Below are 23,575 nucleotides of genomic sequence, written 5' to 3'. Positions count from 1 at the left end.
ATTTTTAGAAAGGATATACTATGCCTAAAGGAATAAGTTTAATCGATGGAGATTTTGCTATAAAAATTTTATCTTGGTATTTATGGGGCCAAGAAAAAGCTCCCAAACCCGAGGAGCTAGCCGATACCAAATGGATCGATAGAAAAGGTAATATAGAGTTGGAATATAGCACCGTTGAACTATTAGAGAAGGCGGGAGAATTTGTAAACGCTAAAGATTTTAGGTTATTTGAAGTATTTTTTAGCGGAAAAACAAGTAAGAAAAATAGCCTAAACAATGGAAATAAACAGCTGACTGCGAATCAATGTGAGAAATTTGAAGATGGCAAATACTATTTGACACAAGATCAGTTTGCAGAACTATTCTATAATGATGCAAATGATAAAACGAAAGAAAAAGCCAAAAAGGCAACTACTAAAGTTTATCTTTATAATCGCGCTTTATTAGATGAAGATTTTGCTAAAGTCGCTTTTTTATTTGGCAGTATAGCCGTGGGCTTAGATACTGATAAGATTCGTTATGTATTAGATGAGAATTTAAATCCAATATGCGTAGAAAACGTAAAATATAAATTTGATGTGGGGGACTTCGATTACGAATCAAATTCTACGATAGCAAATATTGTAAATTGGGTACTAAAACAAACTACCGATCCAAGCAACATAGGCAAAAAAGTATTGTTAAAACCTATAATAGACATGACGCCAAAGAAAGATGGAACGCCAATGGAAGATGCGACTATAAATGTAGGAACCATTGGACAATTAGACTATTACCTAATGGGCAGTTTAGAAAATGTACAAATACCTACTAACAGTATAGACGCCGAGATACAAATATCTAAATTAGTAATGGAGGCCTTAGCATATTATTTTGAGTATAAGGATATTAAAAAATCCGGTGTTATAAATTATCTAGACGAAAATGGGAAATTAGTAATATATGATGCCTCGCAATCAAATATTATCATCGGAACACATGCCAAAAATTTTGATTTTGCCGATAACGTAGAAATTAAATTAAATAAAAATACCAAATTCTCCATCCCTTTGGCAATCTTTAACCATTATAAAGATCGCATCCCTAATGGCATAACCTATATAGGTGGCGCCGGAGCGGATATCATAGCCGGTACGAAATACGATGATATACTTTACGGGCACGATAGGGATGGGAAAAATGATGATGGCGCTAAAGACGTTTTAGTCGGCGACGAAGGAAGCGATAGACTATATGGAGGCCAGGGGGAAGACACCCTGATAGGCTCTTTTAGCCAATCGGTAGATGACGACACTGCTGATGAGCTTTATGGTGGAGATGGATATGATACGTATTATGCGGGTAATAAAGATATTATCAATGATTTAGACGGCGCAGGAAAAGTATTTTTCGATAACAATCTTTTAATAGGTGGGCAATATGATAAAGACAGAGGAGTTTATATAGATATAAACAATGCAAATATAACATATAGTCTGGATGAGCCCATTAATACTCTCACTGTTAATAAGATAGAAAATGGCAAAGCAAAAACATTAACTATATATAATTTCCATAAGAATAATAGTAGCTTAGATATAACCCTCCTCGATCCAGGTGAGATAGGTATAAGCATAAGCGACAACCAAACAAATGAAGGAGATAGCGGTAAAAAGTCGTTAGATTTTAATATTTCGCTACAAGGCTCTATCGAAAAAGGTGAATTCCTTATACTGGGAATAGGAGATAAAAAATATCTTTTCGGTGATCCAAGCGAAGAATATATCAAAAAATACAATCTAAATTTAGCGCAATACGAGCGGGGAAATACCTATACCTATACATGGGAGGGTAATACGATCAAACAAGAGGATAGGGAATTTGATGTAACTCCTATAATCATCCAAACCTCAGATAAACTAAAAGCCAAGATATTAAAACACGGTGCCGGCAAAATCATCGATGATGACCGCGACCCGGATGATCCTGAAACCGAGGGCTCCCCTATAGTCATAGATCTAAATAACGACGGAATAAATACTCTAAGCTTGGATTATACTAGAAACTTCGATCTGGACAATAATGACTTTGCCGAAGCCACCGGGTGGATACAAAAAGATGATGCACTACTAGCGTATGATAGAAATGGAAATGGCAAGATAGATAACGGCTCGGAGCTATTCGGCGATAAAACGATTTCAGATAATTACTACTCATACACTAACCCTAAAGCTAAAAACGGCTTTAGCGCTCTTAAAGAATTTGACACCAACAATGACGGCATAATCGATAAAAATGATAAAGACTTTGATAAGCTTCTATTATGGCAAGATAAAAACTCTAATACCATAACTGACGAAGGAGAATTAATCAAACTAAGCGATAAAGTAAAATCTATCGATCTAAACTATAAAGAAATTTCAACCGATAATAACGGAAATTCTATCAGGCAAACCTCTACTGCCACTTTAAATGATGGGACTAAGGTTAAGACAGATGATGTATGGTTTAAAGTAAGTCTAAATAAAACAAAAGAGATAATAGACCAAGACAAAATTCTACTAGAAACTCAAGCTCTACCTCAAGTCATAGCCAGTGGAAATTTGAATTCTCTAAGAGTGACGGCAAGCAATAACGAAACTTTGGCCACTATGATAAATCTATATCTGGCCCTAAGCCCAGAGGATAGAAAGAAACATATTGATGAACTGATCTACGAATGGGCGGGAGTAGGAGCAATAGATAAAAATTCAATGAGAGGCGATGTAAAAGCAAGAGATATGGCCGTATATGAAAAGCTTGCAGGTAAGCCTTTCTTGCAAAAGGGTTATAATTCTAGCCCATGGACAAATGCCTCCAATAGGGTTAACGATAAAATCAATACCTTTAAATATTATGTATATGCTTCTATAGAGCTTCAAACGACATATTCCGATTTAAATTTAGACATGGAAAAGATGAGCTTGGGAGAGGGCGGAAAGCTAAGCTATAAATTTGATACTTTAAATTCTAAGCTTATGCGGCTATATAAAGATGGAAAACATGATGAAATTATCAAATTAATGAGTATCGTTCGAGATGCTAGCGCGTATAAACCTATATTCCAAAAGAATTTAAAAGAAGATCTCGTAAAGCTAGGCAGCAATGATGACAAATTGTTGTCTCTATGTCTTAATACGTATATGGGTGGGACGGATGGCAATGATGTTATCAATGGAAATTCCGAAAATAATTTTATAGTGGGAGGAAAAGGCAACGACACGCTCTATGGCGGATATGGTGACGATATCTATATTTATAATAAAGGTGACGGAGCGGATATTATCTACGATATGGCGGGTAAAGATGAAATACAATTCAAAGAAGGCGTAGCTCCTAATGATGTAAATTTCAAAAGGGAACTAGATAAACTTATAATATCCATCAAAAGTAATGATGATAGCATAACTATCCAAAATTTCTTTTCCGTAAATCCTGAAATAGGAAACAATACCGTAAGAACTATAACTTTTGCCGATGGAACCGTTTATGATTTTAATAAAATTCTTGAATTAACCCCACTAAGCTCTACCGATAAAGACGATAAGCTATATCTCACTGATGGCAACGATACCTTTGACGCAGGTCTTGGTAACGATGAAATTTGGAGTGGTAACGGAGATGATATCATCAATGGCGGAGAGGGAGATGATACCCTTTATGGAAATGATGGCAACGATACTTTAAATGGAGGCAACGGAAATGATACGCTTTATGGCGGTAATGGTAATGATATACTAAATGGAGGAAAGGGAAACGATACGCTCTATGGCGAAAACGGGAATAATATTCTAAATGGAGGAGCAGGCAACGATGCCCTCAATGGTGGTTATGGCAACGATACCTATATATTTAATCAAAGTGACGGAGCGGATACTATAATAGATTACGGCGGTAATAATATTCTCAAACTAGGCGCCGGATTGGATAAAAAAGATTTAATCATTTCGCAAAATTCCAATGGATACATACTTTTATCTTTTAAAAATAACGCGAGCGATAGTATTACCTTCAATCAAAATATCCAAACTATAGAATTCGCTAACGGCGATAAGATAAATATAGATGAGATTAAAAAGTTATCTCTTATCGGAGATGATACCGATAATACGATTTACGGCTATTATAATGAAAATAATATCCTAATCGGCAACGGAGGTAACGACAGACTTTACGGAAGTGACAATAACGATACTTTAATCGGCGGTAAAGGAAACGATACTCTCAATGGCGGATACGGTAATGATACCTATATATTTAATAAAGGCGATGGAGCGGATATCATAACCGATTACGACGGTAATGATACGATTAAATTTAATGATTTTTCCGCCAGCGATATATCATTAAAACGAGAACTTAATGATGTTATCATCACTTCAAAAGTCTCAAATGACAAAATTATCATCAAGGACTTTTATTATAATGGTGATGCAGTATCGTCTATAAAAAAGATTATTTTTAAGGATAATTCCGTTTGGGATTATCAAACTATCATTAATAACTCTTCTATAAAAGCAACGGAAGAAGATGATAAATTCTATCTAAGCAATAAAGACGATATATTCGATGCCCTTGGCGGAGATGATGAAATATATGGGCATGGTGGCAATGATATCTTAAGCGGAGGCTTGGGCGATGATAAGCTTTATGGAAGTGATGGTAACGATACTTTAAATGGAGGAAGTGGAAACGATACTCTTTATGGAAATGATGGTAACGATGCTTTAATCGGCGGCAAAGACGATGACACTCTAAACGGCGGATACGGCGATGATACTTATATATTTAATAAAGGCGACGGCAACGATACTGTAACCGATAATGAGGGAGTCGATACTATAAAATTTGGCGAAGGAATAAGCAAAGAGGATCTTATCGTCAAAAGAGTTGCGCGAATGAATGATCGTACTGGACGAAAGGAATATTCGGATATAGCCATATTTTTTAAAAATTCCCCAAATGATTCCATTACTATGCAAAACGTTATCGATAGCAACAAAAATAGAGATAACAACATAATAGAGAATTTTGAATTTGCTAATGGCGAGAAGCTGAGCTTCGAAGATATCAAAAAGCTATCTTTGATTGGTACCGACAATAACGAGAACATTGTAGGTTATGTTCATACACACAATATTATCAAAGGAGAAGGCGGAGACGATAAGCTTTACGGTCAAGGCTGGAATGATACTATGTACGGCGGAGACGGTAATGACCTAATCGAGGGCGGTAGCGGCAACGATACTTTGATTGGAGGTAAAGGAAACGATATTCTAAACGGGGGTATAGGAAATGATATTCTAATTGGGGAAACAGACGATGATACCATATACGGGGACTTGGGTGATGATATTCTGATTGGTGGAATAGGAAAAGATACTCTCAACGGAGGTATGGGAGATGACACTTACGTATTCAATAAAGGTGATGGCAACGATACTATAGAGGATAGCGATGGAGTCGACATCATTAAATTCGGAGAAGGAATTGGCAAAGAGGATCTGCTTATAAGTAGGGGTGCGGATAAAGATGATATCGTGATTAAATTTAAAAATACTGCTACCGATTCCATAACTTTAAAAAACGTTATTTACAAAAATAAAACTAGTTTCTATGGCGCAATAGAAAACTTTGAATTTGCAAATGGTGATAAACTGAGTTTTAAAGATATAAAACAATTGGCTGTAGTTGGAACTGATGAAGATGAAGATATACAGGGCTTTGACGATGTAGATAATACTCTTGTAGGTAATGGCGGAAGTGACAAACTTTATGGCGGAGACGGTAACGATACCTTAATCGGAGGCATAGGAAATGATACCCTAAACGGGGGTCTAGGCAACGACACCCTAATAGGAGACGTAGGAAACGATATTCTAAAAGGCGGTATAGGAGATGATACTTACGTATTCAATAAAGGGGACGGTAACGATATAATAGAGGATAGTGATGGAGTAGACACTCTTAAATTTGGCGAAGGTATACGAAAAGAAGACTTAATTATTTCAAGAAATTCAGATAAGAATTCGCATGGATATTTATTAAGTTATGCAAGAGATATAATCATTAAATTTAAACACAATGAGACTGATTCCATAACTTTAAAAAATGTTATAAATGAAAATAAAACTGACATTGCCAACGTGATAGAAAATTTTGAATTTGCTAATGGCGAAAAATTAAGCTTTGAAGATATAAAACAATTGCCCCTTATGGGTACTGATGAAGGAGAGGGCATAAAAGGTTTTAGGGATTCAAACAATACGCTTGTGGGCAATGGTGGGGATGATAATCTTTATGGAGATAATAAGAATGATATTTTAATCGGCGGAGAAGGAGATGATAATTTAATAGGTGACGAAGGAGACGATACATATATCTATAATATCGGTGACGGAAATGATACAATCTATGATCATGAAGGAGAAGATATAATAAAATTTGGCAAAGGCATAAACAAGGAAGATATCATTGTAACTAAAAGCGAGGTAAAATACAATAGTTTTACAGGGTCAAAGTATCGAGATTTAGTTATATCGTTCAGAAAGAAACAAGGAAGTATATCCCTAGAGCATACTATATCAGAAGATGGTAGCATTAGTGTGGAAGATAAGTATAAAACATTAGTATTCGAAAACGGAGATAAATTAAGCTTTGAAGATATTTTAAAACTATCGTTAACCGGAGATGATGAGGATAATCATATATCCGGATATAAGTATCACAATGATACCATAGAGGGTAAGGGCGGAAATGATATACTTAGCGGAGATGAGGGTAATGATACTTTAATCGGCGGAGAAGGAAATGATAGATTAGGCGGGGGCGAAGGTAACGATATCTTGATTGGCGGCGAAGGTGACGATACTCTAGAAGGCTTTAGGGGCAATGATACTTATATTTTCAATAAAGGTGACGGAAATGACACTATAGAAGAATATGCTGGAAATGATACACTTAAATTCGGCGAAGGTATAAGCAAGGAAGATATTATCGTAAAAAAGAATGGCTACGGCGGCGCCTATAGCAATGATATTGTTATATCGTTTAAAAATAATCCTACCGATAGTATAACACTAAAGGATGTTATACGTATGAACGAAGCAAATAAAAATAAGATGATAGAAAATTTTATTTTTTCAAATGGTGATAAATTAAGTTTTGATGATATTAGACAATTATCCTTAATAGGCAGCAATGAAAAAGATGACATAAAAGGATATAGCGATCTAAATAATATATTTCAGGGCATGGATGGAGATGATAATCTATGGGGTCAGCGAACAGACGAGACCTTTATAGGCGGTAAAGGCAACGACTATCTTGGAGGAGATGGCGGAGATGACACCTATATCTTCAGCCCCGGAGATGGAAATGATATAATTTTTGATTATGAAGGGACAAATATTTTACAATTTACTGAAGGAATTACAAAGGATGATTTATTAATCGGATTAGAAGAATCACGTTTTATAATTAGGTTTAAAAATTCAAACGATTCAATTTGGTTCCCTCATACATCCATTAAAAAAATACAATTTTTTAATGGAGACGAATTAAGCTATGAAGAAATGAAAAAATTGGCTTTAACAGGAACCGACGGCGATGATGTTATGAGTTCATGCAATGATGAGGATACGGTATTTATAGGCGGCAAAGGAAACGATACTCTAACCGGCGGAAGCGGTAATGATACATATGTATTCAATAAAGGGGATGGAGCAGATTCAATCCGGGATGAAAACGGAAATGATACTATTAAATTTGGAAATGGTATAAGAAAAAACGACCTAATTATAAAAAGGAGTGACAACAAAGACTTATATGAATTTGATGATATGATTATCTCTTTTAAAAATTCTCCTAATGACTCGATAGCTATAAAGAATATTATTGCAGATAATAAAATTAGACCTTCTGGCATAATAGAGAATTTTGAATTTGCAAGCGGAGAAAAGCTAAGTTTTGAAGATATTAAGCAACTATCTCTTGTGGGTACCAATAAAGATGACTTGATAAAGGGTTACAACGATATGGATAATGAGATCAAAGGCGGCGACGGAAATGATATACTAATAGGAGGCAACGGAGTTAATAATATCCTTGAAGGTGGCAGAGGCAATGATACTCTAAGAGGATGCTATGACAGCTATGATAATCCCGGCATCAGCATGAATGGCAAAAATACCTTCGTCTTTTCTAGGGGTGACGGAAACGATATGGTGGAAAATTTCAAAGACAACGACTTAATTAAATTCAAAGACATAGGAAGCAATGAGGTTAAATTTAATCTAAATTTAGTCGATAATTCGTTACTCATCTCGGATAAACTATCAAATAGTAGCGTCTTGATCAAAAACTACGATGTAAGGACAAATTTAAATTTTCAATTCAAAGACGGCAAAATTCTAGGAAGCGATTTTATTAGTGGGCAAGTAAAACTTATCGACGGTGGAAACACTATGGTGGGGGGCAAGGAAGATAATGTATTTATTTATGACGGAGGAGCAAAAACTATAATGGATCTTGGAGGCTATGATAAGGTCATATACAAAAACCCGGTCAAAAGAGTCCGCTATGACTTTGGTAAAAATGGTTCGAGCGATCTTAAGCTCATCATCACTCCGGCAGATCCTAATGCAAAGAACGATATCTTAGAAGTAAAAGGCTTTTTTAGCAACAGGGATAATGTCATAGAGGAATTTCATATCGGTAAATATCTAAATATCAAGGCAGCGGATATCTATAAAGCATTCGGCAAAACCTATATTGCTAGTGCCAAACCTACCGCATTAGCGATGGATGCCAAACTAGACATAGATAACGAAACCCAAATTTCGCCTCTTTCAAAAAGTTCTAGCGACGGTTCAAATTCCAAATCCGGCTGGGATATGGTTTTAGGTAGCGGCGATAAGAATGAATTAAAGGCTATCGTTTCAAAGTATTGCGATGATTCAAATTTAAACACCCCTGATCTAAATTCCAATCTTAGCGTTAGCAATGCTATGGATCTAAACTCCGCTCCGGGTGTTATTCAAGAAGAGGCTTTAAAAGATAATGCTTTCTTGAGCCAAGGTACCGTAAATAAGATCATAGAGCAGCTAAATATCTATGCTGATAACTCGGAAGCTTTGGAATTTAACCAAAAAGATATTCGCAAGGATGATATGCAAGTTTATATGAGCTAAGGGCTATTTAGGATTATATCTTTTAAGGGTTATGTCTTAGAATTATGCCGGCATTTCATTCCCCTTGCCGGCATATCGCTTTAGGTTAGAAACTTTATATGGGGTGGCACATTTAAAACGCCGCCTCATAAGTTGTTGCTATCTTTCGAAATCATAACGAGTGTATGATTAAAGCGAACGATTAAATTTTAATACGGCAAATTTAAAATGCTTGCATAAGTATAAATAAATTCTGCAAACATCTCCATCCTTACATGGGGTTTTACGCTTGTGACCTTTACTCTTCTTAAAAATCCTGAAAAGAACTAGGTTGATTCCATAAACTACAACATATTCGCACCCTTTATACCTTTAAAGCCCAATTTATACCCGCCCTTCAACAAAATATTCCACTTAAAACCAACCCCGGAATCATCCGCGCAAAACACAATCCTAAAAACGAATGCCTTATCCCTTCATAATTCCCTACCCCCTATACCTCTCAAAACATCCGCAATATCAGATTCTACCATTCTCTATCACCGAGCCTTTTTATAAGAAACAATGGGGCTTTATGAAAGCAATAAAGCTGGTAAAAAGACAATGAGGCCTATGAAAAAGCAATTAAGCATAATAAGGCCTCTAAGAAACAATGAAGCCTCATAGAAACCGATGAAGTTCTGAAAAAAAAACAACTAAGCTGTTGAAAAAATAGAGCTTCTGAAAAGACAATGAATCTATCGAAAAACAACGAAGCGCAATGACGCTTCTAAAAACAATGATGCTCTATCGAGCTTCTAAAAAAATGAGTCTTCTATAATCAATAAAGCTTCCTGACATTTTTTTATTCCCCCGTTATAATAGGCTAGTAATCTTTTAAATTTACCACAAAATCTATCACAAAGGAGCAACTATGCATTACGAAAATCTTTTAAGAGTCAAGAAAGGCATAAAGGTCTTTAACGACAAAGCTCAAGAAACTACTAATCAGAACGAGCTTATATGGCTAGTAAATACCTTTATCTCATATATTAGTAGAGCAAGGCACGATAAGAAAAGAGCGGATAACGCACTTAATGGTATATTGCGCTATTATAAAGATATAAAGGTAGATAAAAGAGCCTTAAGCGAAGTAGTAAATAAAGAGTATAAAAAGCTACTAGGCCCAAAGAAAAAACCAACCAAATCAAAAATAGCAGATTATAAGGATTGCTTAAAATCCCTACATAAAAGCGGCCATAGCTATCAAAAAATAGCAGATATTCTATGGAAAAACTACGGCATACAAACCAGTAAATCAAGCGTAGCAAGACTATTAAAAAGATAAAGGTATATAATCATGGCTCTACATATTAGAATGAACGCTAAGGCTATTATCTCTCAGATTATGAAGCAAGCAAACGGTATCGGAATATCTAAAAGTAACGTAAGACGCAATAGCAAGCTTAAAGGACAAAACGGTCATACAAAGAGCTCGTATGCTCATAGCATTAAAAGCATTCAAAACTTAAGAGCCGTAACTACTCAATATATAGAATTTCTTAAAGCCAAACACGGTCAAAAAATAATGCAAAACATTAATGCCGGCAGTGCAAGAGAGTGGCTACTGCTAAAAGCAGATGAAATAAGCGGCGGAGCGCTTAATACCTACATATCGGCATTAGCTAAGAGCTTTGATAATTGCCGTAAGCTAGGGCTAAACGTATCCGGAGAAGATATTACGGATATCCGTAAAGAGCTTAAGAAAAAGGGGATAAACCTTCGTAAGAGACATTATAACAGAGCCTATGAAGATCCATATAAGATCATAAGCAATATGCAATTAAGCTCACTATATTATATATCCGCCAAGCTTCAATTAGAAGCGGGTCTAAGACTGGATGATGCTATCAATTCAGACAAATGGCAAATCAACGATGATAATAGCATAACCATACTCGGTAGTAAGAACGGCTTATGCTATAGCACCAAAAAGCTAAGCGATAAGACTATAAGGCAGCTAAGGCTTGCCAAAGAAGTGGGATACTATGCCCCAAAGAATGCTTACGTAAAGGATCTAAAAGCAGCAGGAGCGGATAGTAGAGGAACTCATGGGCTTAGATATAACTTCGCTCAAGAAAGATACGAAGAGTTACGTAAAGAGGGTATGAGTCATATAGAAGCTTTAGCTCAGGTATCTATAGATATGGGGCATTCCAGAGTAGAGATAACTAGGCATTATTTGGTTGGGCTATAGTATAGGTGGCTTGATTGGATTATGGGATAAGCATTACTTAGCTTGATTAAAAGATGCGGTTGTATCCACTTTGATCTTGCCATTGCTCGTTATAGGCACTTGGTTTGATTAAGAGATGGGGTGACCTGATAGATACCTTTGGTATTTTCAAATGCCTTTTTTAATGCTCAATTATGCTTAGATGATTTAAATATCCTAAATATCTTCGATACCCTTTCAATGTTCAAATTCCTATTAAAGTTAAAGAAGGGTTTTACATAAAATATCTACCAAAGAGATAGATGGAGGTATACTACCTACCTGTAAGAACAATGCTTTAGTAAAAGGATGCTCCTAAAAGGAATAAAAGAGATGAGTTTGAAAAATTTAACTAGAAAGGCTTTTATAAGAAAATATCTCTGCAATGGATAAAAAGCTGCTTCTACGGTAAAATTTATGCTGCTCATGCACTGTAAGAATATCCATAAAATGGATAAAAGACTATGCTATTGATTAGATATATAAAATTCCGCCTATGAGATAACACCCCTACAAGGAATAATCGCAACGGCGGTAGCAGACGAGCAAATGCTCCGCTAGCGACGAGCGAGACAAGCCCCGTAACCTTTAACGGAGGCGCTACCTCCACGCGGCTTTTCAGATAGCCCCCTTTTCAAATTTAATGCACTTAGGCAATAAATAAAACGAAGAAGAAGGCTATCTAGGGAAAAAACTCTAGGGGCAAAAAGACGTTACATCTTTAGAATTTAGTTAAAACAGAAGCTTTTTAGATTAATGTGCGAAGCTATAACGCACCTCTGCGATTTTTCTTATTACCCCAAACCGCCAGCGGGGAACTAAAGATTAAGAATGCTTGATAAGCGCTTAGGCTTATCAATAAAACATTACCGATAACGTAACCCATCGAAAAACCGTAATATATAAACTTTAAAGGTTACTTCAAAAAGCCTAAAGGCTTTTTGAACATATAAAACATTCTCTTTCCTTAGTAAAAACATTATAAGGTATTTCAAAAAATACCTTATGAAAACAATATAGCTAGAAAACAAAAAAATGGTGTGAGCTATTTTTTTAAAAGAAGATTGTTGTTTTTAACAAGCCTGGATAGATATAAAAGCGATGAAGCAACCTGGTAAACTGAGCATTAAAAGATATGAAAGCTTAATATGCAATATACAAGAAATTCCTAATAAAAAGTGTAGAGTTAATAAGGAATGGGAGCGCTTCAGAATTTATATAATCTATCGCAGCTCTATCCTCGCAAGCACTCGTCTTTAGTATCAAAAAAGACGAGTGCTCAAAAGGAGGCAATGCACTTAAAATGAGGACGAGCGCTTAGGGGGGCAATGAAGTAATATACGAGAAGGAAGGGAAAGTAAGTGCTTTTTAAGAGGATAAGGCAGCTCATACGCTAATTACGGTAAGCTATAGAATGACAAACTGCGGATAGGTTTAGCTTCAACTCTCTATCTTGCTGTCTTTCCGCTTATCCGGAAAGTTCTAAAGCACATAGGCATATAGATTTAAGGCGCTATCCATAGTAGGAATAATACCTTTAGCCTTGCTTCCCTTCCTTAAAATTTAAACCCCAACCCCTTTAAATAACCTAGCCACCATGTTAGAACCCTACGAGTATTCTCAACGTTCGTAGCTTTGTTATAAATCTTTTGTATCTCTCTTTGTGCATGAAAAAGGGTACGTTCAATGCTATAAGGATCCAGCTTGTTCTCATGGATTTTTTCATATGCAAAGGTTTCTAGTATCTTTCTAAAAGAGTGAAAGACCAATCTATTCTTAGCTATTACGGGAGCATAGGTTTTAAGAGCTTTAACTAAAGTCATATCGCTTAGTACCTCTCCTTGTGTATTGGCAAAGCATAGCAAGCAGCTGCTATTATGAGCGTGTAACCTTTGCAGCCATTGCCCTACTTCTCTAGGAAGTCCCAGATGTTCATCTCCATTAGCCTTCACTTTATTTTCATCTTGCGGAAATAGTAAGTAGTATTCTCCATCATCACCTATTTTTAAATGCTCATGGGTTAAATTTCTTACATTCGAGCTTCTTAGCCCCGTAAGCAGTCCAAAGATCAAAGCATTCTTGACGCCTATTTGATGAGGATAGTTCATAATAAATTTGATAAGTACGGTTAAATCCAAGTCATCTTTTATATATGGGTATTCGCTATGGCGAGGTATATTATAAAAGTCCTTAAACACCTCTTCTGCAAATAATGGATTTTTGGAAATATCCCTTATGCGAGCATATCGGAATAGTCTTTTAATAAGTTTGAATAAAATTTCTAAGGAAGCGTATTTTTCATTATCGTAATAATAATCCAGTATCGGCATAATATCCTTTTTACTTATCTTATTTATATCTTTGTCGCAGATATCCTTTAAAGCTTTAAAGCTCATATCTCGTCTTTTAGAGGTTGCTGATGCGACGTTGCCGTTATGTCTACAAAACTGCTGGTAAACACTCGCTAGAGTATTACTTGGGGCGGCTAGTTTAGTAGAACCATCTACTATTAAACCTTTAAGAGTTTCTTTGGCTTCGCTTAGGCTTATCTCATCTGCATTGCCTAAAGACTTAATCAGCTTGCCGCCTATGCAATAGTGATAGTGCCTATGGGTTTTTTGCGTTCCGTCTTTAGTAGATGAGCGGTAAAATCTAACTGCTATATGCTCACCTATCATTTCTACCATAGTGTTTTTGCGACATGGTAAGGAGAAATTTCTGACGACTTTATCCGGGTTCGTTTTAAAAGCCGGATCGTCTTTAATTTTAGAAAAAACTTTCATAACCGTTTATCCTTTAAAATTTCATATAGTTTCATAGGACAAATTATAAAAGCTTCCAAAGAGTTTAACAAGCTTAAGAGCTACTATACATTTTTTTAATATATAGTAGTTTCTCTTAAACTACCTGTATAATCTAGCGTTTTTAGCATTTGAAATTTTTTTGAAAAAATTTGAAAAAGCCGTCATGTAGGGCTTTTAAAAAAATCAAAAAACTAAAATTAGGGGTAAAATTTGATAGATGGTGTCCTGCGTTGGATTCGAACCAACGACCCCCTCATTAAAAGTGAGATGCTCTACCTACTGAGCTAGCAAGACATCGTAAGAAGTGGCGCGACGAATGGGGCTCGAACCCACGACCTCCGCCGTGACAGGGCGGCATTCTAACCAGCTGAACTACCGTCGCACCAAAAATCACACTCGCAACGCAAGTGCTAAAGAAGTATGAAATCCAAGGATTTCAAAATGGTGGTCGCTGTAGGGATCGAACCTGCGACATCCACCTTGTAAGGGTGGCGCTCTACCAGCTGAGCTAAGCGACCGTTTGGGTTTAAAAAAGAAATGTGATTATATATCCAATACGATTAATTTTCACTTAAACAATGATGAAAAGACTGAAATTGTGCTATACTTGCGACATAAAATTTTATCAAAGGCTCGGTAAATTTAGATGAAAAAGTTGGTTTTCGCCCTGTTTTTAGCGCTTCAAGCCCCCGCTTACTCGCCGAACGAGATCGTAAACGCCATCGCCGCAGTAGCGCAAAATGAAGGCGTCAAGCCCGAGATCCTCTACACCATCGTCAAAATCGAAAGCGACTTCGAGCCCTATACGATCTCCTTTTTGACAAACAAAGCAAACGCCGATTATTTCGCGGGTCTGCGCAATCAAAATATCCGCATCAAAACGAGCAACTACAGCCTAAATTCCAGCAAATGGGTCGTTACGATCATACCAGCAAACGAAATTTACGCCGTGCAGATCGCCAAGTATCTGTACGAGGATGGATTTAGCATCGACGTAGGGCTCGGGCAGCTAAACGCCGTAAATTTCAGCCAAAACGAGATCGATTATATATTTAATCCGATGTACAACCTTACCAAATGCGCTAAAATCCTGCGCAAATGCTGGAACGCCAAAAATAAAAATATCAAAGACACGATCGAGTGCTACAACTACGGCATGCGAAAACGCTACTCAAACCCCTACTACAAGCGCTTTTACGAGCATTACGAAAAATTTTTCGGCAAGCCCTATTAAGAGTTAGTAAAATTTCGCTAAAATCGCGCAAATTTTAAAAAAGGATATTTCATGATACTGATCGCAGGACCCTGCGTGATCGAAAGCCGCGAGCTGATAATGCAAGTCGCGGAAAGTTTACGCAAATTTAACGAAATGGACGGGGTGGAATTTTACTTTAAAAGCAGCTTCGATAAAGCCAACCGCACCAGCATCTCAAGCTTCCGCGGCCCGGGATTGCAGCGCGGCTGCGAAATTTTAGCCGAGGTAAAGGAGAAGTTCGGCTATAAAATTTTAACCGACATCCACGAAAGCTATCAGGCGGAGCCCGCCGCACGCGTCGCCGACGTGCTGCAAATACCCGCGTTTTTGTGCCGCCAAACCGACCTGCTCGTCGCCGCAGCCGGCACGCAAGCGGTAGTAAATATCAAAAAGGGTCAGTTTCTATCGCCGCAGGCGATGAAACACAGCGTCGAAAAGGTGCTGCAAACCCGCAGCGCACGGGCTTATACCCCGCAAAGCGGCGCGGCATCTGGCGATACAAACGCCGCTCAAAACAGCGCCTGCTCCGGCGATACCGAAATTTGTAGCGCGCAAAGCGGTACGAATGACGGATCTTCGGTGCCAAACGCGCAAAATTTTTGCGGCGCACGACCGGACGCACAAAATTCCGCCCATGCTTGCAATGCTTCGAGTACTGCAAATTCTGCTCCAAACGCCCCGCAGCCAAGCGGCGAAGGTATGCACGATCTAGCGCGCCGCTACGGCGTTTGGCTCACCGAGCGCGGCAGTACCTTCGGCTACGGAAATTTGATCGTCGATATGCGCTCGCTGCCGATTATGCGCGAGTTTGCGCCGGTCATTTTCGACGCGACGCACAGCGTGCAGATGCCTAGTATCGGCGCTACGAGCGGCGGCGACTCGCGCTTTGTGCCGTACCTCGCGCGAGCGGCGGCGGCCGTGGGCGTGGACGGCTTTTTTTACGAAACGCACCCCGATCCCGCCCACGCGCTTTCGGATGGACCGAATATGTTAAATTTACAGCAGCTCGAGCGCGTCGTCGCGCAGACGCTCGCGATTCAAAAAGCGCTCGGATTTTAGAGCGGGTGGCTGTAAAATTTCAAATTTAGGCTAGCGAGTTTAAATTTTAATTTCGCACCGTTGCGCACGCTAGCCGGTTTCACACTTTGCGCTAACAAATTCTATATTCGCAAGGGCAGGTTTCAACCGCACTGGGTTTTATCGCACGCTAAAATTTCAAACGTATCGCGCGGCTATAAAATTTAGCGTATTTGTAAAATTTTAAACTCCACGCGCGCTTCACCAAACTTCGAGGGCTTTGATAAAATTTACGCGGCATGCGCCTACCGCCCAGCGCGAGCGGGACAATTTCGCGCCGCTAAATTTACAATTCTAAAAGCCTAGCGCGCAGAATTTAGCCATAAATTTTGCACAAAATTTCGCAGCCGACAAAGTAAAAATTTAATGTAAATTTGCGCCCAAATTCCGATCGTCTAAGCCGTCATAGTGTGACCTGCCGCATAAAATTTAAGTCAAGATTAATGGGGGGGGATATAATTCAAGTCTAAAATTCTTTTAAAATATATTATGGGTTATGTAGAGTCTAACCTTCTAAATGGCGAAAATGTGATTGCCAAAGCCAAAATTCATCGGGCGGTTTTTATCTCCGCTATCGTCATATTGATTCCCGCGATAGTTGGAATCATAAATAAAGATGATAGACTTTCATTCATATGCTTTGGCAGTTTTATAGCGGCGCTAATTCACGGATTTATTGTTTTAAAAACAAACGAGCTTGCTATCACAAATCAGCGTATAATCGGCAAAAAGGGTCTTATCAGTCGCGAAACGGCGGAGCTAAAATATGAAAAAATCGAAAGCATATCCGTAATGCAGAGTATCTTGGGACGAATTTTAAAATTCGGCACCATAGTGGTGCGAGGTACCGGCGGCACGGCGGTTAGCTTCCCGTATATCACCAATCCCGTAGCATTTAAAAACAAAGCGATGGAAAAGATAGGCTAGGCTTCACCTTGTATATAAATTCAGATAGATTATAAATCTTACATCCTAAATTTATCTCGAAAATAAGTGCGATTGACTAAAATTAAAATTACATCCATCGCACCTTTAAATTTTAATCTAAATAACGTAGCCCGATAAACACTGTGTCGTTCTTTAAAATTCTAAAAAAACTTATCGTCATATTAAGACACCACATTTAGTATTTTATCTAAAATTTTGTTTTTGTCGCTATAATGCGGCTTCTTGACCTTTTCGTCTAGTGGCTCAGGACGTTGCATTCTCAGTGCGAAAACGCGTGGTTCAAATCCCGCAAGGGTCGCCATTATGGACTTATACAAGCCTCTTGATTTTAAACGATAAATTTATCCATGATTTTATCATGGGCTTTCATACAGCCCATCTGATTTCAAATAATAGATTTTATCCGCGATTTTATCGATGAAGTTTTTATCGTGCGAAACGATGATCTCGCTTACGTCAAGCTCCGCCAAAATCCCCGCCACACGCTCCTGCATCGCCTCATCAAGCGCCGTCGTAGGCTCGTCCAGTAGCAGTATCCTAGGCTCACACACCAGCGCGCCCGCAAGCGCCACTAGCTTTTTCTCGCCGCCGCTTAGATGAAAGGGCACCCGCTCGCGTAGATGTTCGATTCCCAAGCGTCGCAGCGTCTCCAGCGCCTTGCGCTCAATCTGCTCTTCGCTTAAAATTTCAAGCTTTTTTAGATGGTCGTTTTCGCTGCCCTGCCTTAAAATTTCCGCCTTACGACCAAAAAATTTAGAAAAAATTCCACGTCTTTTCTCCACATTTCGTGCTCGTTTTAACCGCTCATTTTGCGCACGCAGGCTAAATGCGACGTCCTCAAACACGCTCGCGCACAAAAACTGATCGTCGCTGTTTTGAAATAAAAACCCGATCTCGTGGCGAAATTTTATAAAATCCTCCGCACACTCAAGCTTCTCGCCGAAAAGCTCGATTTCACCCTCGCCCCATTGCCTTAGGCCGCCTAAAATTTGAAGCAGACTCGTCTTGCCCTGCCCGTTCGCGCCCAAGATCGCCACTTTTTCCTTATGCCCTACGCTCAAATTTACGCCGCGAAAAATTTCTCGCTCGCCGTTTTTAGCGCTTAAATCCAGCGCCTTAAGCGAGCAGCTCATAAGATAGCTCCGATTTTAACAGATACGCACGCCAGCACGAACGTCAAAAACGAGGCCTCCGAGACGCCCAAACCATCGCGACGTTCGTAAAATAGCCTACCGCAAAACCCTCGCGCGCTCATCACCAGGCTTAAATTTCTTGCCTGCTCAAGTGCCGAAATCGCTAAAATCCCGATCAAATTCGCATAAATTTTATAAGTGAAAATTCCGCTCGTCCCCACAAATCCGCGCATGCGCAAAAGAGCTTGCAGCCTTGCTAGATCCGAGCGTAAAAAATTTACGAATCGCCCACAGCAATACACCAAAGCGCTTAGCTTTTCGCCGAGTCCCAGCCCATAAAATCCGCGTGCGAAAAAATATTCGTCTTTGCCGTAAAATAGCAAAATTGCAAACGCCATTATCAAATTCGCGCGCAAAAATATCACGCCCGCAAGCTCGTAGTTGCCGACTATGGCGGGGCTTAACGCGCTTAAAATAGCAAAGATATTTAATACCGCAAGCCTTGTGCAGACCGCGCGCGCAATCGAAATTTTAAGCGCAAAAAGAAGTAGCGGCGGGGCAAAAAACGCCGCGTAAAGCTGCCCGCTAAGTCCGACGCCGAAGCTGAAGATGAAAAACGCGAGCAGTGATACGGCGGGGCTCATTTGCGCGCTCTTTTCGCTAGCCACATTAAGCCAAAAAAGCCGAAAATCAAGGCCAAACAAAGCGCGATTTTAGGCGCCTCGGCGGACTGGCTTTGAAACGCCAGGCTCCTAATATCACTCTTAGGGCTTTCTTTCGGCAAGATGCTTTGCGAGGCGGAATTTTCCAAAGGCTCGGAAGTGCTTGAAATTTTATTTTCAGGCGTACTAGCTTTCGGCACGATATTTTCGGACGCGCTGCCTTCGGACGCGGAATTTTTAGCGGCGTTCAAATTTTGCGGCATAGGATTTTCAGAAACGTCAGAATTTTGCGGCGTGAAATTTCCGGAGCCGCCGGAATTCTGCGGCGTAAAGTCCTCGGCGCTAAATTCCATCTGCGCGCCGTGCCCTGCACCTCCGTAAATTTGAATAGTAAAATTTTTAGTGGGTATTCGTATGCTCGCAAGTCCCTCTTTATCGGTCCTAGTGCGCAAAATTTCGTGCCCGTCCGCGCTAATTAAAACTTCGCACTCCATGCAGGGAGAATTTTTATAAAAATAGCTATAAATTGCCACTCTATCGCCCTCTTGCGTCGCGAAAAGATGAAGCGCATGCGAAAATGCAAAAGAGATCAAAACCGTTAAGAAAAATAGCGCTCTCATCGCCTCTGTCCGCCGTAAAATTTCGCAATAAAGCTAAGCGCAAAAAGTGTGATGATTCCTTCCAAAACAGCTAGAATCGCACCTTCGAGCGAGATGAGCGTCGCGATAGCAAAAAACTCCCGCCCGCTGATGAAAAGCACGAGATCAAGAAGCAGCATCGAGCAGACGATCGGCACAAAACCCGCCAAAAATAGATAAATTTTTTGCATGCGCACTTTTAGCTCTTGCGCTTTTGCGGCGGCGGCAAAGAGCCCGCCCAAAACCGCTGGAAAGCCGATGACTGCGGTATTTACGCCGAGCACGCTAAGCCCCCCGAAGCCGAAAAATACCCCTTGCAAAAATAGCGCGACGAAAATCGCCAAGATCGCTCGTGAGCCCAAAAATGCGCCCACGAGCCCGCTTAGCATCAAATGCATGGAGCTGACGCCCACGGGCAGGTGCACAAAAGATGCGACGAAAAACAGCGCGCTAAAACATGCGATCCTAGGGATTTCAGACTGCCTTACGCGCCATAAAATCGCCGCTACCGCAGGCGCCGTAACCGCCCAGCCAGCTAGCAGCACGGGCGCGCTCAAAACTCCTTCACTAATGTGCACAGCTCGCCTCCTTTAAATCGCTCCTATTTTTTAGACGCGCAAAAACGCGGGAGCTATCTAAATTTAAGGCATTTGTAACCTTTGCGATAATTGCTTTGATTGCTACGGGTCTTGCTTTTACGGCTTTAGTCACGACAGAATTTTCGGCTGTAAAACTCGCGGCTTGCGTCCTATTTGCGGCGGCTGTTAGCGCAAAACTCGGAGCGGTCTCGGAACCACTTACGGAACCAGTAAATTTGATAAATTTTACGGCTTGCATGGCGCAAGAATTTTCGCTTGCTACATTTATAAGAGCGGCAAGCGGATTTCGCGACGCAAAATTTAAGGCTCCGAGCAATCTCGGCGCGGTGCTTGCGCGGCAAAACAGAGCTTGCGAAATTTCAAAAGCCGGGGTTTTTAAAATTCCAAAAAACGAAATTTTGCGCGCGGGTATTTTACGCTCGTAAATCCACGGATATGAAATTTTACGGCTCGAAGCTACTAAGAGCGGATTTCTACCGAGCAAAATTCCACGCAGCAGAGCTTCGTTACTTAAAATTTTACTCGGCGGAATTTTGCTCCGTAAAGTTTTAACCAAACCCCGAGACGCAGACTGCGCGCAGATGCGAAACGGCGGAATTTTACCATTTAAAATTTTAGCCGCAGAATTCGATGGAAATTTTACATCGCCAAGCAAAACGCGCGAAAATAAAATTTCAAAGCCCTGCCAAAGCGTAAATTTAAATTTATCCGCGGCGGCGCAAATTTTGCCCGAAAAAAGAGATCTCACCGAGCCGCTCCCCTATTTTTTCAGCTCGTCTGCCTTGATCCAAAGTACGGCTCCCAGCTCATTTACGGGCTGCTCGCTTCCTTTGGCGGCTTCCTCCTCGCTAAGAGCCGCAAAGCCCCACCAGCCGGCAACCGGCATCACGAAGCTAAACTCGCCCGCGCCGTTGGTTTTAACGACCTGTGTGACATGCGCCTCGCTAGGGGCTTTGTAGCCCTTATCGTTATATAGCTCGATCTCCACGTCCGCGCCCGGGACGGGCTTTCCATGTAGTAAAAAAACTCCGCTAAATATCTCTCCCGCATACAGCGCATAAGGGCGCACGAGCGGCACGATCTCCGTCTCTAGCCCGAGCGGCTTATCCCAGCCTTCGCCCGCGTCGTAAGCATCGACGTAGGTTTTGGTGATATGGCGGATCATCTTGCGCTCGGCCGGCTCGGCATAGGGTTTGGGATCGAAATAAAACGCTAAAAGCGATGGCTTGTCCGCTTTAAATTCCGCCGCGAAATAGGAATTTTCGCCCTTTTTCTGCTCTTTTAGGCTGCCTAGGAGCGATTTTTTCTCTCCGTCAATAAAAACGCCGAATTCTGCGGGCTTTTGTAGATTCATAGACTCCTGTAAAAACGGATGGGAGAATTCCAAATTCAGCTTTAAAGTAGCATCTTTTTGATCCTCTACGACATTTTTATCCGTCGTAAGAACGCCAAAATGCGCGAACGCAAGGCTCGCCGCGAAAATTCCTAAAAAAGCAAATTTTGCCTTCATGTAATACCTTTCATAATAAAATATTACGGAATTGTATCACTTTTTTTCATCCGTATTGCTTAAATGTGGGTTTATTTTGAGTATTTAAAGCAAACTTTAGTTAAAATGTCGCAATTTAAATTACCAAAAAGAGGCAGAAAATGATAAATTTAAAACTTATCGAGACGAATTTCGACGAATTTAATAAAAAACTCATCGCCAAAAAAGTCCCGCCGCAAACTCTGCAATCGCTACTGGATGCCTACAACGAGCTAAAATCTAAAAAGACGGAGTTAGAGAACCTTCAAGCCGTGCAAAATGCAAAGAGTAAGGAGCTCGGTCTCGCCGTGCGCGAAGGCAGGGACGTAGGCGCGCTAAAATCGCAGCTTGAGGAAAACAAGCAAAAGATCCAAAGCCTAAGCGAGCTCGTAAATGAGCGCGAGCAAAGCTTAGAGGTGATCGCCGCGTGCGTGCCGAATATCATCGACGACGACGTGCCGATCGGCGCGGACGAGAGCGAAAACGTCTGTATCAAAAAGGTGCTTGAGCTGCGCACGTTCGACTTCGCGCCCAAGCAGCACTTCGATCTCGGCGAGGCGCTGGGATGGCTTGATTTCGAACGCGGCGTCAAACTTAGCGGTAGCCGCTTCACCGCGATCCGCGGGCTGGGTGCGAAACTGAATATGGCTCTCATCAACTATATGATCGAATTTAATAACTCGCGCGGCTTCGAGCTCGTAAATATGCCGTTTTTGGTACGCGATCAGATCCTCTACGGCACGGGTCAGCTGCCTAAATTTAAAGATGACCTCTACCGCGTTGACGACGAGGAGCAAAACCTCTACCTCATCCCTACGAGCGAGGTTACGGCGACGAATCTCTTTAACGATGAAATTTTACGCAGCGAGGAGCTGCCGATCAAGCTCACCAGCTACAGCCACTGCTTTCGCAAGGAAGCGGGCTCGGCGGGGCGCGATACGCGCGGCATGATCCGCCAGCACCAGTTCGACAAAGTAGAAATGGTAAAAATCGTCGCCCCGGAAACCAGCTACGACGAACTGGAAAAACTCACCGCCAACGCCGAAAACATCCTGCAAAAACTGAACCTACCCTACCGCGTCGTCCTCCTCTGCACCGGCGACATGGGCTTTTCCTCAGCCAAAACCTACGACCTCGAAGTGTGGCTGCCGGGGCAGGGCAAATACCGCGAAATCAGCTCATGCAGCAACTGCACCGACTTCCAGGCGCGGCGGATGCAGGCGCGCTACCGCCCGAAAGACAGCAAAAAACCGCAGCCGGTGCACACCCTGAACGGCAGCGGCCTCGCGGTTGGCCGCACCCTCGTCGCCATCCTCGAAAACTACCAGAACGCCGACGGCAGCATCACCATCCCGGAAGCGCTGTTGCCGTACATGGGCGGCATCACGGAAATCCGCCCGCTGCGATAATCCCGCCGCCAGCAAAAACGCCACCCTCCGGTGGCGTTTTTTATGGGCAGTCAAAGGGTTTACGGCTTGCATCGTCCCTT

Annotated in this window: 14 protein-coding genes and 4 tRNA genes; 8 read left to right on the top strand and 10 right to left on the bottom strand. The window is 40.7% G+C overall.

Annotated elements, in window-relative coordinates; all coding sequences use genetic code 11:
* Positions 1–20: 20 nt before the first annotated feature.
* The 3 genes from Q0135_RS01450 (at position 21) to Q0135_RS01440 (ending at position 11,424) form a co-directional block, all read left to right on the top strand.
* Positions 21–9,209 (top strand): calcium-binding protein, encoded by a 9,189-nt coding sequence (locus Q0135_RS01450; RefSeq protein WP_297987681.1) that lies wholly within the window; start codon positions 21–23, stop codon positions 9,207–9,209.
* 892 nt (positions 9,210–10,101) lie between these two features.
* Positions 10,102–10,515, top strand: a complete 414-nt coding sequence (locus Q0135_RS01445; protein ID WP_297987679.1) for a hypothetical protein — start codon at positions 10,102–10,104, stop codon at positions 10,513–10,515.
* Positions 10,516–10,527: 12 nt separating this feature from the next.
* Positions 10,528–11,424: a hypothetical protein gene (locus tag Q0135_RS01440; RefSeq protein ID WP_297987677.1), complete on the top strand. Its 897-nt coding sequence runs from the start codon at positions 10,528–10,530 to the stop codon at positions 11,422–11,424.
* A 1,574-nt stretch (positions 11,425–12,998) separates the two neighbouring features.
* Here Q0135_RS01440 and Q0135_RS01435 read toward each other — a convergent pair.
* From Q0135_RS01435 to Q0135_RS01420, 4 genes are all read right to left on the bottom strand, one after another.
* Positions 12,999–14,225, bottom strand: a complete 1,227-nt coding sequence (locus Q0135_RS01435; protein ID WP_297987676.1) for a tyrosine-type recombinase/integrase — start codon at positions 14,223–14,225, stop codon at positions 12,999–13,001.
* Between the two features lie 239 nt (positions 14,226–14,464).
* A tRNA-Lys gene (locus tag Q0135_RS01430) sits at positions 14,465–14,540 on the bottom strand.
* Positions 14,541–14,551: 11 nt separating this feature from the next.
* Positions 14,552–14,628, bottom strand: a tRNA-Asp gene (locus tag Q0135_RS01425).
* A 60-nt stretch (positions 14,629–14,688) separates the two neighbouring features.
* A tRNA-Val gene (locus tag Q0135_RS01420) sits at positions 14,689–14,764 on the bottom strand.
* 128 nt (positions 14,765–14,892) lie between these two features.
* Here Q0135_RS01420 and Q0135_RS01415 point away from each other — a divergent pair.
* From Q0135_RS01415 to Q0135_RS01400, 4 genes are all read left to right on the top strand, one after another.
* The gene (locus tag Q0135_RS01415; protein ID WP_297881650.1) at positions 14,893–15,480 is read left to right on the top strand and encodes a transglycosylase SLT domain-containing protein; all 588 of its coding nucleotides are present in this window, start codon (positions 14,893–14,895) and stop codon (positions 15,478–15,480) included.
* A gap of 51 nt (positions 15,481–15,531) precedes the next feature.
* Positions 15,532–16,560, top strand: a complete 1,029-nt coding sequence (locus tag Q0135_RS01410) for a 3-deoxy-8-phosphooctulonate synthase (protein ID WP_297987675.1) — start codon at positions 15,532–15,534, stop codon at positions 16,558–16,560.
* A 546-nt stretch (positions 16,561–17,106) separates the two neighbouring features.
* A complete protein-coding gene (locus Q0135_RS01405) occupies positions 17,107–17,505 on the top strand; it encodes a PH domain-containing protein (RefSeq protein ID WP_297987673.1) in 399 nt (132 codons plus the stop codon).
* A 245-nt stretch (positions 17,506–17,750) separates the two neighbouring features.
* Positions 17,751–17,827 (top strand) — tRNA-Glu (locus Q0135_RS01400).
* Between the two features lie 55 nt (positions 17,828–17,882).
* Here Q0135_RS01400 and Q0135_RS01395 read toward each other — a convergent pair.
* Genes Q0135_RS01395 through Q0135_RS01370 form a run of 6 tightly spaced genes read right to left on the bottom strand, consistent with a single transcriptional unit; the run spans position 17,883 to position 22,068 of the window.
* A complete protein-coding gene (locus tag Q0135_RS01395) occupies positions 17,883–18,659 on the bottom strand; it encodes an energy-coupling factor ABC transporter ATP-binding protein (protein WP_297987671.1) in 777 nt (258 codons plus the stop codon).
* On the bottom strand, positions 18,656–19,303 hold the full coding sequence (locus tag Q0135_RS01390) for an energy-coupling factor transporter transmembrane component T (RefSeq protein ID WP_297987669.1): 648 nt from the start codon (positions 19,301–19,303) through the stop codon (positions 18,656–18,658). Before Q0135_RS01390 ends, Q0135_RS01395 begins: the two co-directional genes overlap by 4 nt.
* Positions 19,300–19,941, bottom strand: coding sequence for a hypothetical protein (locus Q0135_RS01385; RefSeq protein ID WP_297987667.1), 642 nt, complete (start codon positions 19,939–19,941; stop codon positions 19,300–19,302). The genes Q0135_RS01390 and Q0135_RS01385 overlap by 4 nt, the downstream gene beginning before the upstream one ends.
* On the bottom strand, positions 19,938–20,537 hold the full coding sequence (gene cbiM, locus Q0135_RS01380) for a cobalt transporter CbiM (RefSeq protein WP_297902550.1): 600 nt from the start codon (positions 20,535–20,537) through the stop codon (positions 19,938–19,940). The genes Q0135_RS01385 and cbiM overlap by 4 nt, the downstream gene beginning before the upstream one ends.
* The gene (locus tag Q0135_RS01375) at positions 20,527–21,306 is read right to left on the bottom strand and encodes a hypothetical protein (protein WP_297987665.1); all 780 of its coding nucleotides are present in this window, start codon (positions 21,304–21,306) and stop codon (positions 20,527–20,529) included. The genes cbiM and Q0135_RS01375 overlap by 11 nt, the downstream gene beginning before the upstream one ends.
* Positions 21,307–21,318: 12 nt before the next feature.
* Positions 21,319–22,068, bottom strand: a complete 750-nt coding sequence (locus Q0135_RS01370; protein ID WP_297987663.1) for a DUF4198 domain-containing protein — start codon at positions 22,066–22,068, stop codon at positions 21,319–21,321.
* Between the two features lie 140 nt (positions 22,069–22,208).
* Between Q0135_RS01370 and serS the strand changes: the two genes are divergently transcribed.
* A complete protein-coding gene (serS, locus tag Q0135_RS01365) occupies positions 22,209–23,495 on the top strand; it encodes a serine--tRNA ligase (RefSeq protein ID WP_297987661.1) in 1,287 nt (428 codons plus the stop codon).
* The last annotated feature ends 80 nt before the right edge of the window (positions 23,496–23,575 follow it).

Origin of the sequence: uncultured Campylobacter sp. (assembly GCF_937981295.1) — a bacterium.
Taxonomy (GTDB): Bacteria; Campylobacterota; Campylobacteria; order Campylobacterales; family Campylobacteraceae; genus Campylobacter_B.
Note: the sequence above shows the minus strand (reverse complement) of the source record. Positions and strands in the feature narration are given on the sequence as shown.